General features: G+C 68.1%; 14 protein-coding genes and 2 pseudogenes. 4 read left to right on the forward strand and 12 right to left on the reverse strand.

Going from position 1 to position 12,698, the window contains the following annotated elements:
- Nucleotides 1–89: 89 nt before the first annotated feature.
- The 4 genes and pseudogenes from ACWDZ7_RS41745 to ACWDZ7_RS41760 form a co-directional block, all read right to left on the reverse strand.
- Nucleotides 90–515, reverse strand: a pseudogene (locus ACWDZ7_RS41745) (transposase); the annotation flags it as partial.
- 13 nt (nt 516–528) lie between these two features.
- Complete coding sequence (locus tag ACWDZ7_RS41750; RefSeq protein WP_451804029.1) at nt 529–888, reverse strand: hypothetical protein; 360 nt, start codon at nt 886–888, stop codon at nt 529–531.
- 85 nt (nt 889–973) lie between these two features.
- On the reverse strand, nt 974–1,984 hold the full coding sequence (locus ACWDZ7_RS41755; RefSeq protein WP_451804032.1) for a DUF6192 family protein: 1,011 nt from the start codon (nt 1,982–1,984) through the stop codon (nt 974–976).
- A 607-nt stretch (nt 1,985–2,591) separates the two neighbouring features.
- Nucleotides 2,592–3,941, reverse strand: a complete 1,350-nt coding sequence (locus ACWDZ7_RS41760) for a hypothetical protein (RefSeq protein WP_451804034.1) — start codon at nt 3,939–3,941, stop codon at nt 2,592–2,594.
- A 393-nt stretch (nt 3,942–4,334) separates the two neighbouring features.
- Between ACWDZ7_RS41760 and ACWDZ7_RS41765 the strand changes: the two genes are divergently transcribed.
- Together ACWDZ7_RS41765 and ACWDZ7_RS41770 are read left to right on the forward strand one after the other, a co-directional pair.
- Entirely contained in the window at nt 4,335–5,018 is a 684-nt protein-coding gene (locus tag ACWDZ7_RS41765; RefSeq protein WP_451804036.1) for a hypothetical protein, read from the forward strand.
- Between the two features lie 44 nt (nt 5,019–5,062).
- Nucleotides 5,063–5,524 (forward strand): hypothetical protein, encoded by a 462-nt coding sequence (locus ACWDZ7_RS41770; protein ID WP_451804038.1) that lies wholly within the window; start codon nt 5,063–5,065, stop codon nt 5,522–5,524.
- Nucleotides 5,525–5,618: 94 nt separating this feature from the next.
- On the opposite strand, the gene ACWDZ7_RS41775 is transcribed toward ACWDZ7_RS41770, so the two are convergent.
- From ACWDZ7_RS41775 to ACWDZ7_RS41795, 5 genes are all read right to left on the reverse strand, one after another.
- Nucleotides 5,619–6,134: a zinc finger domain-containing protein gene (locus tag ACWDZ7_RS41775; RefSeq protein ID WP_451804040.1), complete on the reverse strand. Its 516-nt coding sequence runs from the start codon at nt 6,132–6,134 to the stop codon at nt 5,619–5,621.
- Nucleotides 6,135–6,201: 67 nt separating this feature from the next.
- Complete coding sequence (locus ACWDZ7_RS41780; protein WP_451804042.1) at nt 6,202–6,591, reverse strand: hypothetical protein; 390 nt, start codon at nt 6,589–6,591, stop codon at nt 6,202–6,204.
- 294 nt (nt 6,592–6,885) lie between these two features.
- Nucleotides 6,886–7,077 (reverse strand): hypothetical protein, encoded by a 192-nt coding sequence (locus ACWDZ7_RS41785; protein ID WP_451804044.1) that lies wholly within the window; start codon nt 7,075–7,077, stop codon nt 6,886–6,888.
- A 238-nt stretch (nt 7,078–7,315) separates the two neighbouring features.
- Nucleotides 7,316–8,494: an esterase-like activity of phytase family protein gene (locus ACWDZ7_RS41790; protein ID WP_451804046.1), complete on the reverse strand. Its 1,179-nt coding sequence runs from the start codon at nt 8,492–8,494 to the stop codon at nt 7,316–7,318.
- 632 nt (nt 8,495–9,126) lie between these two features.
- On the reverse strand, nt 9,127–10,053 hold the full coding sequence (locus tag ACWDZ7_RS41795) for an RNA polymerase sigma-70 factor (protein ID WP_451804056.1): 927 nt from the start codon (nt 10,051–10,053) through the stop codon (nt 9,127–9,129).
- 196 nt (nt 10,054–10,249) lie between these two features.
- On the opposite strand from ACWDZ7_RS41795, the gene ACWDZ7_RS41800 reads away from it, so the two are divergent.
- The gene (locus ACWDZ7_RS41800; RefSeq protein ID WP_451804048.1) at nt 10,250–10,735 is read left to right on the forward strand and encodes a carboxymuconolactone decarboxylase family protein; all 486 of its coding nucleotides are present in this window, start codon (nt 10,250–10,252) and stop codon (nt 10,733–10,735) included.
- Between the two features lie 489 nt (nt 10,736–11,224).
- On the opposite strand, the pseudogene ACWDZ7_RS41805 reads toward ACWDZ7_RS41800, so the two are convergent.
- From ACWDZ7_RS41805 to ACWDZ7_RS41815, 3 genes and pseudogenes are all read right to left on the reverse strand, one after another.
- Nucleotides 11,225–11,407, reverse strand: a pseudogene (locus ACWDZ7_RS41805) (IS5/IS1182 family transposase); the annotation flags it as partial.
- A 255-nt stretch (nt 11,408–11,662) separates the two neighbouring features.
- Entirely contained in the window at nt 11,663–11,923 is a 261-nt protein-coding gene (locus ACWDZ7_RS41810) for a hypothetical protein (RefSeq protein WP_451804050.1), read from the reverse strand.
- The gene (locus ACWDZ7_RS41815; RefSeq protein WP_451804052.1) at nt 11,923–12,147 is read right to left on the reverse strand and encodes a hypothetical protein; all 225 of its coding nucleotides are present in this window, start codon (nt 12,145–12,147) and stop codon (nt 11,923–11,925) included. Before ACWDZ7_RS41815 ends, ACWDZ7_RS41810 begins: the two co-directional genes overlap by 1 nt.
- Before the next feature lie 166 nt (nt 12,148–12,313).
- On the opposite strand from ACWDZ7_RS41815, the gene ACWDZ7_RS41820 reads away from it, so the two are divergent.
- Nucleotides 12,314–12,550 carry a hypothetical protein gene (locus ACWDZ7_RS41820; protein WP_451804054.1) on the forward strand — a complete coding sequence of 79 codons (237 nt, stop codon included), beginning with the start codon at nt 12,314–12,316 and terminating at the stop codon, nt 12,548–12,550.
- The last annotated feature ends 148 nt before the right edge of the window (nt 12,551–12,698 follow it).

The following is a 12,698-nucleotide window of genomic DNA, read 5'->3' on the forward strand; positions in this document are numbered from 1 at the left end:
GCGGTAGATAACCGCATCCACAACGGGAGTCGGGGGAACTTCAGAGTGCTTCACGCACATGAAGGACACGCTCGTGCGGGCTCAAGATAACGGCCATTGATCTTCTTGCCCGCGTCGTAGCCGCGGCTGTTCCGGCCGACGGTGGAGGCCGCCTTGACCGACTGGGAGTCGACGATCAGCGTCACCGGGAACGGGCAGTGGCCCTTGCCTGTGCGGATGTGGCGCCGCAGCTGGTCGCGGATGAAGGTGACCACTCCGGCCAGGTTCCATCGCGCAAAGAACCCGTAGACGGTCTGCCAGGGTGGAAAGTCCGCAGGCAGGGCCCGCCATTTCGTCCCGTTGTCGACCAGGTAGCGGATGGCGTCTACGATCTGCCGGCGGGGCCATTTCTCGGGGTGCCCGCCGGTCTTGGTCTGGCATGCCTCAATGGGCAGCAACGGTTCGAGCAGGGCCCATTCGCCGATGGTGGTGTCGGAGGGATAGCGGCGGGGCCGGTGACGGACAGGGGTCGGCATGGCAGGACTCGTGTCAGGAGCGGGAGGGCTTCGAGAGCTGGGCGAGGGTGGAGCGGACGCCGGTCAACTGGTCGGTGACCAGCTGGGCCCACTCGTCATCGGGGTAGCGGGCCAAGTGGGGTTCGAGCGTCCCCGTGATCATCCGGGTCAGCCGTCCCAGGATCTGGGCGAGCTGCTTCTTCTCGTACTCGATCCAGTCCGCGGGGTCGTCGGAGAACATGTAGCCGTCCTTGCGCCGCCAGATGATCGGGGTGAGATGTTCGGCCGCCCCGACATCGCGCAGGTGCCGCACCGCGCGGGCGACCTGGGAGCGGGTGAGGCGGGTGGCCACCATGAGCTGGTAGGTGTGCAGGCCAGCGGGTCTTGCTTCCATCAGGGCGACGCGGACCAGGTCGCCGTAGTGCTCGGACAGCGGCCGCGCTTCCCGCGGCCGGGGCCGGCGGGCGCCGCGGCATGGCCTACTCGCCCTTCAGGAGCTGGGTCAGCTGCTCATCCAGGGTGAACTCGCCGTGATCGAGCGCGCCCTCCAGCCAGTCCGCCGCGGCGCGGACCCGGGCCAGCTGGCGCCGGACGGTGTCGCGTTCGTCGTCGGTGAACTGCTGGCCGCGCATCTTGGGGACCAGCCGTCCCAGGGTGGCCACGAAGCCGTGGCAGGAACCCACCAGGTCCACGTATTCGAGGGTGTGCTCGATCTTGCGGACGGCCGGGACGCGGTCGCGGATCTTCTCGCGGCTCTCGGCGGTGTTGTCGAACTGAGCGCGGTTCACCAGCATCCGCGTGGTGTCGTCGCGCATCGTCGAGCGGGCCACCGCCGGGCGTCGCAGCAGATCGCGGGTGACTTCCTGTGCGGTGTCGTCGTCGCGGGTCAGCTCGGTGACCACCCGCATCTTCTCGGCCGGGGTGACGTGCTCGGTCACCTTGGGCCGCTTCAGCAGGTCGGTGGCGACCTGGGCGGCGACCTCGTCGTCCCGGGTCAGGTCGGCGACGGCTGCGACCTTCTCATCCAGCGTGACCGGGCGGTCGACCCGCTGGCCGACCACGCGCTTGGCGCCGTCCGGCGTCCATTGCCGAGCTCCGGTGCGCGGGTTGAACGGTGCGTCCTCGATCGCCGCCCACCGCTCGTCCTCGTCCGCGACCGAGGCCAGGATGCGGTGAACGGTGAACGACACCCCTTCCTTGCGCTTGTCCTTGGGCCATCGGTTGGCGGTGTAGCGCCAGTCCTCCACGGTGTTCCGCTCCACGCCGATATCGTCCGCGAACAGCTGCAGTGACTCCGCGACGGTGAACAGGTCCTCCGTGCCGTTGGGCATCGACCCGCCCACCGGGCGCATCGGCTCGATCTCCAAGGCCATGTCGCCCAGGGCGAACTGGGCGCGGGCGACCTGTGCGATCAGTTCCTTGGCCTGCGCGACGAGCTGTTCGTAACGGTGCCGGGTGACGTTCCCGACCCGGTCCTTCACCTCGGTCATGACGACCACCGCCCTCACGGGGACCGGCCCGGCCGCTCAGGATGCGACCGGTCACAGGGGCGCCGACCCCGGTCATCCACCACCCTCGCGCGGGCCCGACCGGCGCAGACAGAGCGCGAGCCGGGTGCACCGGAAGCACCCGCCCAAAGACTCCAGCCCCCGTGCAAAACCAGGGGTGTTGGAGGTTTTTGCGAGGCGTTCACCTACGGCGTTTCCGCAACACCAAAACGCGACGCCTGGCGCTGCCGACAGGCCCGTACCCGGCAGCGGTTGGAGCAATACACCGCTGACCTCGACCGCTCCACCCCCACCGTCCACGACCGCCCGCACACCGGACACACCGCCTGCTCGCCCCGCTGTATCGCCGCCACCTGCGACCGTGTCCGCCGCATCCTCCGCCACCGCCGCGACCTGCACCGGCTTGAACAGAACACCGCGGCCGCCGCCATCGTCACCGGCAACGGATCACCACACTCCCGGCAATACCGCCGGACCGTCCTGCCAACCCCCACACGGCAGATCATCCAGCCGCCAATGCCTCACGGCCAGAGTTCAAAGACACCTACTAATGGTGCAGTCGGGTATTGGAACTCTCGGAATGCTCCGGTCACGATCTTCCTCTCTGGCTGACATCGGCGGCGTAGGCGGCCCAGTCCCCGGCCGACGCCTTCTGCCACTGGACTGCGACCTTGATGTGGACGCCGAGCATCCGGGCGAGGATCGCGGCTGGAAGCTCGGTCGCGAGGGTGAACAGCGCGGTGGACCGATCCTGTTTGGGCCGAATCCCGATGTTGTGGAGGCGCTTGCCGATCTGGCTGTCGGTGAGAGGGCGGCCTGGATGGCCGCCTGGGAACAGCCAGGGGACACCGTCTGGAGTGCCGATCTTGGCCTTGCCGCGGCGGGTCGCGATGAGCTCGCGGACTAGGCCGGCCAGTGGTGTGGGGAGGACGACCGGCGAGCTGCCGAATGTGATCGTGACGGTGTCGCCGTCGATGTGGACATCACCAACGGTGAGTTGGCTGATGGTGGCAATCTTCTGCGCGTAGAGGATCAGCAGCAGGCCGGCGACGCGATCCGGGGTCGGCAGCGTGTCGTCGTTGAGGAGGCGCCGGGCGTCGGCCCAGCGCTTCTCGCTGTCGATGGCGCCCTGGGGGCCGGTCCAGCGGACGGTGCCGTAGGTGAGTCCGCGGGCATGCCGGTGCTGTACCGACCAGCGCACGAAGTGGCCGGTCTCGTCGCGGTAGCTGACCGTGGCATCGGCCATCCAACGTTCCAGGTCCGGCTGGGTGCACGTCCCCAGCGTGAGCCCTCCGCGGTTGAGCCAGGTGAGGAAGCTGTCGGCTGCGGAGACGTGGCAGCGAACGTTCAGATCCTGGAGTCGAGTCGTGTGGTCTTCGCCGAGACGTCTGCGGAGCCGACGCATGTGGTGCCAGACGGCGTAGCCGTGCAGGACCCGACGCTCGGCGAGATCGGTGCGAGCCTGGACTGTCTCGGTGATCCATTTCTCGAGGGCGAGGAGCCGTTCGTCGCGAGGGGGGAGAGCGCCGGTCGCGACCAGGACACTGCGCAGGTGGGCCAGCACTTTGCCCGGAGGAAGCTCGTCAAGGACCTCGTGGGTGACGGGCCTTTCGTCGCGTCCTATGAACTCGAGGAGGTCGCGTGCCTTCGAGCGGGAGACCCAGGCGATGGCGACGTCCGGGCGCTCGGCACCCGTCAATGCGTCGTGGAACGGGGTGAGTTCAGGACGGATGTCTCCGGTGGCGTCACTGAGGAGCTCGCGTACTTGCTGGTCGAGGACGCATCGCTGACAGGGGCGGGGGCTGAGCTGCCAGGTGGTGGTGCAGACCGGGCAGCGGCCCCAGAAGTCGGGGTCGGGGTTGGTGCACCTCGCGCACAACGGCGCCTCCCAGGTGCCGCCGCGGGCCTGGGTGACGGCGTCGCAGCCGCTGCAGGTCACCCATCGGTGCTGGCAGCGTTCGCACCACGGCTGACCGATAGCCCGGGACATCTCGCAGGGCGCCATCCGTCCACAGATGCCGCACTCAGCGGTGATCCTCGGGCGGCAGTTGTTGCAGCGCGGGCCGTCGGTAGCGGCCCCGGACGCTCAACCCAGCACACCAACACCGAGCACAGGCCCCGCCCCCCAGGGCGGGGCCTGTGCCGGCCTCAGCACGCCGGCCCGGACGCACAGCACCTCGAAGGAGCGGTTCAGGTTCCGCGGCTCGATGGGCGTGCCGTTCTTGGGGGGTGAAGACCAGGCCGTGGCCGCTGCCCTTCCAGGCGTCGCCGCCTGCGGCCTTCCCGTCGGTGAGCTGATTCTCTGACCCGGACCGACGGATACCGTGGGGGTATGCACAACGACCACCACGACCTCTCCTGGATCGGCGAGCACGCCTACGCCGACACGCCGTCTCGCGACACACCAGGTATGCGTGACGGGATCTCGTTGACCGCGATACGCGGCATTGACACGTCCGCGTGGCTCGACCGCCTGGGCGCTGTCACGACCGGGATGCCGGTCGCGTACCGGGACTACACCATCCCGGACGACGTCGAAGGGTCGCTCGCCATGGTCGGAACCAGTGGCGACTGGTCCTTTGTCCTGGAGGACGGGGACGCGGCCACAGTGTTCCTGTCCCAGTTCGACAATGATGACGTTCTGTCCCGTGAAGGAGAGGAGATGGTGTGCGTGACGCTCAACCGCCACGATGCGCCTGCCATGATCCTCTACTCCTCTCCGGCCGATGACCGGATGGCATGGTCGGCTGATTTCGGCACGGCCTTCCTGGACGGGTACTCCGCGCTTCCCGAAGACACCGCGGCCCGCCTGTCCGTTCTTGACGACAGGCTCGCTGCTTACGGTGCCGTCCATGCCCGGCTCGCTCCTCCGGCCCGTCCGTGGTCGGAGATGGGCCTGTCGGACTGGGCGCCGGCCGTGTATCGGGCCGTCGGCTGCCTGTTCGGCATCCGGATCGACCGGGACGACGTCGAACAGGGACAGCTGCCCGCGGTGGTACTGCCGGAGCCCGTGTAGAGGCGACCAGGACACAAAGAGGGGAGGGGCGGCACGCCTGGCTGGTGTGCCGCCCCTCCCCTGTGCTGTTACAGGGTCAGCTCGTCTCAGCACTCGCCGAGATCGGCTATCCGAGCGAATGGGTTGACGCCAGATCCATCACCGAGCGGGATGACTTCCGCAGCATTCTTCGAGATGCCGTTACGCGCGAAACCTTGGGCCTGCTCTCACCCGCCCCGCGCGACGCCTTCCCTGAATGGGTTCGAGTTCGCACACCGCGGCCGCGAGGCAAGATCGGCAAAGCGCGCCAGTGCAGGGGAGACGGGCTGACCTTGTCTACGCTGACCGGGACGTGGTCATCAAGCATGTTCACGCGCAACAGGCCTGATGGCCTGACCCCCAGCACGGTAAAGGGCGACTACCGCCTTCGCATCATTGCGAACGGCACAGCGCTGGTCGTGCAGGACGAGAGCGGGGCCGTGATCGAAGCCGAGTTCTCCTCCATGTCCGTGACCATCACAGACTGACCACCTGCACCACTGGCCAGCTTGTCGAGGGAAGCTCGAACAGCCTCGATTCGGCGAGCGCCCACGAGATCGTCACGCACACCTACGCGGGGCATCAGGCAAGCTCACAACCGATCCGGTCAGCTGAGCGTTCGGAAAAGCGCGCGAGCCGCTTGAGCTCGTGGACGGTGAAGATGACCGTCGCCTCCGGGGCGGCCTCCTTGAACTGGTGGGCCAGCTTGAGCGCGGCCTCCAGCTCGGGACGCACCTTGATCCGGGTGCTGATCAGCTCGGAGAACACCTTGTGGCAGTCGGCCGCGTGGAGGGCTTCGAGCTGGCTCGCCAGCTCCTGCCGGGCTGTTGAGGTGCGGGCGTATCCGATCCGGATCAGCTTGCTGTCGCGCTGCGCGGGCACCGCCGCGGGCGCGGGGCCCTGCTTCCACGGCCGCCCCGGGCCGCGGTCGGCGGGGACCAGGACGTCGAGGTGCTCGCGCAGCGCGGCAATGAGGACGAAACGGGGGGTGTGGTACTTCGTGGCGGTCTTGCCGCCGCGCGTGCGGCACGCGCTCCCGACGGGCACTTCGCACTTGGGGCAGTCGTTGCGCTCTACCGCATCTGCGGCGGCCGTCACCGGGCGTTGAGCGTACGGGCGTCGCCCCGGCTGTACCGCCTGCCACCCTGTCACCTCCAGAAACCGGTCAGCAGTGGGAACCGTTGTTCGTTATGAACGAGGTGTAGTAGTCGCTGACCCAGCCGTTCTGGTCGTTCGACTCCCGGCGCACGTGCCACCACGCCTGGTTGCCGTTGACGGACGTGCCGGTGTCCCAGCAGTGCGCCCACAGCAACTCACCCTCCTGAAGCGTCCCGAGGATGGCGCACCCGCCTGCCCCGGAGTGCGGCCCGGAGCGCAGCCTGACGTCGGTGCCATACACGTTGCTCGTCTGTCCGGACGGGTTGCTCCACGAGTGACTGCAGGACAATGCTCCAGTGGGCGAGGCCACGGCTGGGGCCGCCGAGGTCGTCGCCAGCCCTCCGGCCAGCAGCGCCCCCGCCGCGACGACACGACCGACGCGAAAACGAATACGCATGTCTCTCCCCTTCTACCTACGAACCGCTTGCAGGCCGCCGGCAAGACATGCTCAGGTCGTGAGCGCGGAGTGCCACAACATTGGCATAGCGTGCCAGGCGATGGACAGCACAACAGAGTACGGATGGCCTCGACATTCCACTACCTCTGGGAAAGCCAACGTAGGCCTGCGGATTCCAGACACCAGCGACTGGCAGGAGTACGACTACTGGTTCGTGTACTCCTGCCATGCTCTGGCCTGGGCTGTTGCCCAGTACGACACCCCGCTGGTGCCCGCCGGCTGACCGGGCCCGGTTCAGTCCTCCGCGCCGTCGCCCGCTGGCTGTTCCCCGGCCGACGGGCCGGTCAGCCGCTGCACCCCTTCGCTCTGTCCGAGCTGATCAACGACCTCGGTGTCCCCACGACCACCAGCCGCACCACGGCGATCTGCCAGCAGGTACTGGAAATGCCCGCTCCCGTCGTCGCGGGCGCGCTCGGCTACCACCACGTCACCACGTCACCACGATCCGCCTCGTATCCGAGGCCGGAGGCAGCTGGAGCCGATACGCCTACGGCGACCGCACACGGTCACCAGCAGGGTGGACTCCACGAGGAACTGGCGACAGCTGAATAGGCGAGCCCATCAGTAAGCGCCGACGTTGGCGGATGTCGCACCGGCCGGTCGCACGTGACTGCTGCATCGCCTGAGCCCTTGGGTGGGTCCGCCCTCCGGCGGCCCCGGGGGCTCAGCGGATGCCGAGTGCGACGATCTGGGTGACCGCGTCATCGGTGAAGTTGTCGTCGCTGACCAGGACCAGGGTGCGTTCGCCGTTCGGCAGGGTCGGACCCCAGGTCATGCCCTCGGTGTTGTCGATCCTGGACAGGCCCATGGTGGCCAGGTCCGCGACCAGCTTCTTGCGCATCGGGGCGGTGTTTTGTCCCTTGAGGGAGTCGATGTGCTGCACGTCGGTGGCGCCGCGGGTGGTGGTGTCGAAGAGGCGGATCTTGTAGCCCGCGCCTGCCACCCAGGTGCGTTCGAGGACGAGGTAGCGGCTGGGATCGCCGGGGTAGGCCAGGATCGCGGGCACGCCGGTGTCGGGAGGATACGTGCTGGACCCGTCGGGCGCGGTGAAGATCTTTTCGAGCGGGTAGGCGAACTGCCCGAGCATGTCGCCGTCCCGGCTCTGCTGGGTGACGCGGACCAGCGCGCCGTGCCGCAGGGTCGGCTCCGGGCCGTCCTGGAGCAGCGGCCCTTCGACAGCGCTGGTGAGCACGCTGCCCCCGGCTCCGAACGTGATCGCCTCCACCGCCTTGTTCCGCCGGATGCCCCAATCGCCAGTGGTGGTCTCGTAGTTGGGCGGCAGCCGCAGTTGCCCCCGGTAGGCACCGGAGCGGGCGGCGGACTGGATCGAGGGCTGGATCACCGACTTATCCGACGACTTCGGCCGGTCGCCCTCCTGTGCCCACCAGTAATCGCAGCTAAGCGGGTCCACGCGCACTTCCTCCGGGTCCACGGCCTTTCCGTCACCGACGCTCACTGGCGGGTAGACCGCGCCGTCCGGCTGGAGGAACGGGTGCGTGCCGGTGAAGTCGACGGAGTGGACCCCGGTGCCGTCCACCGCGATCCGGGCGGTGTAGAAGCGCGCGGGCTGGAGCACCGAACGGTCATCGCTGATCGTGACGTACTCGCCCGTGCACGGATCCCGGTCGATCCCGGACAGTCCGCCGACCGTCGTGCCCCGGAACGAGAGCTTGTGCGGAACGATCTCCTCGCCCAACAGTCGGGCTTTCGCCCCGATTTCGGGCAGTGCGGCCGTGCCGCCCCGCGTGCCACTGTCGTCCGACTGTGCTGCCACGGCCGGAGCCATCGTCGCCGCCAGCACGACAGCCGCGACACACGCGCGGTGGATCAAGGAGGGCTTCATGGAGGGATCTTGGCTCGACACGAGCGCTGAGCGCAGTCACCCGTCGGTGTGATGGGAGGGGCGCAATGGAGTGAAAGGGCGAGGTGGCAGGACGTGGGGGCCCGCCCCGGCGGGGCGGGGTTGCTCTCGCCGGGGCGGTGGCACATGAGCGGTCCCGGCCGGGGCAGGGCGTGGAGTTGGGGGAGGGGCGTCGTGCACGGCAGGGAAGCCGTACTCCTCCGGCTCGGGGAACGGCCCGACCCGTCCCCGTGCCAGCGACCGATTCCCTGTTGCTGGCCTACATCACCGACCGCGACCACATGAACACCGCCGCCAACCAGGCATCCGCCTTGTTCCCCAAGGCCGCGCGGGCCAGCCTTTCCGCCCCGATCACCTGTCCGCACATCTCAACGAGGTGGGCGTCCCAGTGGCTGCCGCCCACGGTGTCACCATCCTGGCAGCAACTCCTGGAGATGCCCACTCCCGTCGCCGCGGACGCTCTCGGACTGCCACAACAAGACCACCACCCGCCTGCGCAACGAGACCGGCGGGATCTGGAGCCGATACGCGTCTGGAGTACTAGCGCTTCCACCCAGCGACGGCCCTCGGGGAGTGTTCCCCGGGGTCCGCTCATCCCTCGGCCGCCACGGCGTTCAGCGGCCCACTGCGGTTTCCCGGTCGATGTGTGACAGCTTTTGGGGGTTGCGGACGGCGTAGAGCCCGGTGATGAGGCCGCCCTCGAGGCGTACCGCCAGGACGGTGTCGATCTCGCCGCCCGTGCGCAGGATCAGTGCCGGGTGGCCGTTGACCTGGGCCGGCTGCAAGGTCGCGGACGTGAGCCTGCTCAACACGTTGGCCACCGCTTCGGCACCCACGATGGGCTCCAGTGCGGCCCGCACGACTCCGCCGCCGTCGGTCAGCAGCACGACGTCGGGAGCGATCATGTCGAGCAGGCGCTGCAAGTCGCCCGTTTCGACGGCCTGTTGGAAAGCCGCGAGCGCACTGCGCGTCTGGGCCGGGGAGACGACCTCGCGCGGCCGGCGCGCCGCGACGTGGGCCCGTGCGCGGTGGGCGATCTGCCGGACCGCGGCGGGGGTCTTGTCGACGGCCTGCGCGATCTCGTCGTACCCGAGATCGAAGACGTCGCGCAGCACGAACACGGCCCGCTCGGTCGGCGCGAGCGTCTCCAGCACGAGCAGCATCGCCATGGAGACACTGTCGGCCAGCTCGATGTCCTCGGCGACATCGGGCGCGGTCAGCAGGGGCTCGGGCAGCCAGGGGCCGACGTAGGACTCCTTGCGCCGACGTAGCGTACGCAGCCGGGTCAACGCCTGGCGCGTGGTGATGCGGACCAGGAAGGCACGCGGCTCCCGCACCGTGTCATGGTCGACGTCCGCCCAGCGCAGCCAGGTCTCCTGAAGGACGTCCTCAGCGTCGGCGGCGGAGCCGAGCATCTCGTAGGCAACGGTGAACAACAAGTTGCGATGGGCGACGAACGCCTCGGTGGCGGATTGCGCCTCCTCGGTGCGAGGGCTGTGCCCCGTCACGCCGGTCGCTCGCTCGGTGTCCTCGTCCATCATCGGCTCCTGCCTGTTGCGTCTCTTGTTCGTGTCGCGCACAAGACGCCGCCCCTCACGTTCTTGTGACACAGAACCTCGGTGGTCCTCATCACACAGCCGGACTGTCACAGCTCCACGGCGACCGGCGCCTTATGAGCGTCAGGACGCTGCGCGGACGATCCGCGCGGCACACGATTTCACAAGCGAGGACGTTGTGATGGAACCCCGTATGAACCTGTTCGCCCACGAGATCGGCGCCAAGATCGGCAAGCGGATCTTCGCCGTCAGCCAGGTGATCCATGAGTCGCCGCTGCCCAAGCCGACCCAGGAGCTGGTGCAGCTGCGCGCCAGCCAGATCAACGGCTGCGGTTTCTGCGTCGACATCCACACCAAGGACGCCGCGGTCGCCGGTGAGATTTCGGCCCGGCTGAACCTGGTCGCCACCTGGCGCCACTCCACCGTGTTCACCGAGGCCGAGCGGGCCGCGCTGGCCCTCACCGAAGAGGGCACACGCATCATCGACGGCTACGAGGGTGTCTCCGACGAGACTTGGGCCCAAGTGCGCAAGCACTACGACGACGACCAGGCCATCGCGCTGGTCTCCCTGATCGCCATGATCAACGCGACCAACCGGCTCGGCGTGATCCTCAACAACCAGGGCGGCGCCTACGAACCCGGCAATCTCGCCACCATCGCCGTCTGATCACCACCAATGCCGCTGGTCCGGCCCTCGATCGTTCGATCAGGGCCGGCTCCGGGCTTGCTGACACACGCGGCCTCGCCGACTGCATGCACTCCGCCATCGCCCGCGCCGCCAGGCCCACCACTAGCGGCACGGGCCGGATCATGCTGTAGGGCAGAGGAGGAGATGGCCCTGCCCATGAGACAGGGACCTCGACCGCAGGGCTGAGACCGTGTACAGAGCGGCAGGTCACAGCATCGGCATATGAAACGGCAGTTGCGATCCCACTGACATCAGCCCGGCCCGGGCACCGCCTGGCGCGCTCCCCGAGGAAGTCTCCGGGCGCCTTCCTCCTAGCCGATCTCTCGTCCAAGGCCCCGATTGACTTGGATGCCGTGAAGATCGCCGCGTAGGGGCCCGTACAGGCGATCGGCCCCCCTGGGGGACCCGCACGCCTATGCGGCGGGACACGTGTGACACCACGGGAAACTCCGCGCCAAGCCCCCGTTGCCCCCCAGGCCAGAGCATGTGACGGCCCCGCGACGGGAACATTCCCGCGAACTGCTCGTCGGTGAAGATCACACCCAGTTCGTCCCGGATACGTATCGCCGAACTGCCCTTTGGGAAGGCTGCACGTGCCACCCGCACCGTCTCTACCGGGATCTCACCCGGCGTCTTCGGCTTCATCGACATCGTGGCCCACCAACGCCCCGGCCGCGACTGACGCTTCGCCATGACCTGACCAACGAGCCACCAAGCCGATAGTCACTTGATCAACAGCTTTTGTTAGAGCCAGTTATTGGGGCGTCGGCGTGGCTCCGCATCAGCGGCGTTCAGGACGCCATCGAGCATCTCCGCCCCGGCCTCCGCAGCGACCAGCCGAGATCGGAACTCGCTTTGCTTGAGCCGGATGCGGGGAAAGCTCGCACGTCCGGTTCTGAGGGTCGCTCACCACGACCCGTTCGGCGAGCTGCGCCAGGACCTGAGCGGGCTGAAGCCTGCTTCGATCGGCCACCGCCCGGATCCGCCGGCCAGGTCCCCGGACAGCCACAGCTCCGCCCACAGCTCGTCCGCCTCCTCACGCCGCCGCGCCTCGAAGACAGCCCGTGCCGTAAGAGCATCCACGCGCCGCCCTTCGCGTTCCCGAGCCCACTCCGAACCCTGCACGTCGTGCTCCGGCTTGTACGCACCCCAACCGACAGCAGCCATCAAGTCCTGACGCGCTGCCACTCGGCGTGCTTGGCCGCCCATGCGTCGGCCAGCCGCTCCGGGTCCATCCCGAACTCGGAGAAGGAACCACCCCGCCGCAACTGCCCCGCTGTCTCACGCTCGCGAACAGCAGCCTCCGCGACCCTCTCCGCAACGGCAGCGACCTCCAGACCCCTTTGCCTGCGCCGGACCTGATCCCGCGCCACCTCCTGAACAGTCCGCATACGGCTTTCCCTTTTGCCGATAGCGCGCGGGGCGTGCCCCGTTCGGTCGGCTGGAAGGTGTACTGCATTTTTCCCAATGCTACATGGTGCATCAACTTGATGCACACGCTACCCTGAAACACTGACACGAACGAGCGATACCAGGACCCCGGCATACTGACCAGTCATGGACAGACGCAGCACACGGCGGTTGACACTGATGGTCGACGGGGAAACGTTCGAGGTCACCGAGCGACCCGACGAGTTGGGCACATACGACTTCACCTGGCTGTCAGGCCCCAACCCCGGGTACGGCTTCACCTCCGCCGTGCAGCCGGCCAGAGCATTGAGCGAGCCGGAACTGCAAGCGTCAGCACGGGACTTCTTGAAGCAGGTGGACCCAACCACCGGACACATCGAATAACCACCCACCGCACCCGCCCTCGTAGTCAGCCAGGCCCGCGATAGCGGGCCCAACGGTTCTGGAGGCGCAGCCGGAAGGACCGTCAGACGGGGGAGAGCGCAGCGGACCCCCCCATCAGGCCGGAGCGAAGCGGAGGCCTGACAGCGGG

It is taken from the genome of Streptomyces sp. NPDC003032, assembly GCF_053591415.1.

What these genes read in the sequence shown, in the direction of transcription:
- ACWDZ7_RS41750 (WP_451804029.1), bottom strand. Translation starts at nt 888, where the DNA reads ATGGAAGCAAGACCCGCTGGCCTGCACACCTACCAGCTCATGGTGGCC.
- ACWDZ7_RS41755 (WP_451804032.1), bottom strand. Translation starts at nt 1,984, where the DNA reads ATGACCGAGGTGAAGGACCGGGTCGGGAACGTCACCCGGCACCGTTAC.
- ACWDZ7_RS41765 (WP_451804036.1), top strand. Translation starts at nt 4,335, where the DNA reads ATGCACAACGACCACCACGACCTCTCCTGGATCGGCGAGCACGCCTAC.
- ACWDZ7_RS41780 (WP_451804042.1), bottom strand. Translation starts at nt 6,591, where the DNA reads ATGCGTATTCGTTTTCGCGTCGGTCGTGTCGTCGCGGCGGGGGCGCTG.
- ACWDZ7_RS41790 (WP_451804046.1), bottom strand. Translation starts at nt 8,494, where the DNA reads ATGAAGCCCTCCTTGATCCACCGCGCGTGTGTCGCGGCTGTCGTGCTG.
- ACWDZ7_RS41795 (WP_451804056.1), bottom strand. Translation starts at nt 10,053, where the DNA reads ATGATGGACGAGGACACCGAGCGAGCGACCGGCGTGACGGGGCACAGC.
- ACWDZ7_RS41800 (WP_451804048.1), top strand. Translation starts at nt 10,250, where the DNA reads ATGGAACCCCGTATGAACCTGTTCGCCCACGAGATCGGCGCCAAGATC.
- ACWDZ7_RS41810 (WP_451804050.1), bottom strand. Translation starts at nt 11,923, where the DNA reads ATGGCTGCTGTCGGTTGGGGTGCGTACAAGCCGGAGCACGACGTGCAG.
- ACWDZ7_RS41815 (WP_451804052.1), bottom strand. Translation starts at nt 12,147, where the DNA reads ATGCGGACTGTTCAGGAGGTGGCGCGGGATCAGGTCCGGCGCAGGCAA.
- ACWDZ7_RS41820 (WP_451804054.1), top strand. Translation starts at nt 12,314, where the DNA reads ATGGACAGACGCAGCACACGGCGGTTGACACTGATGGTCGACGGGGAA.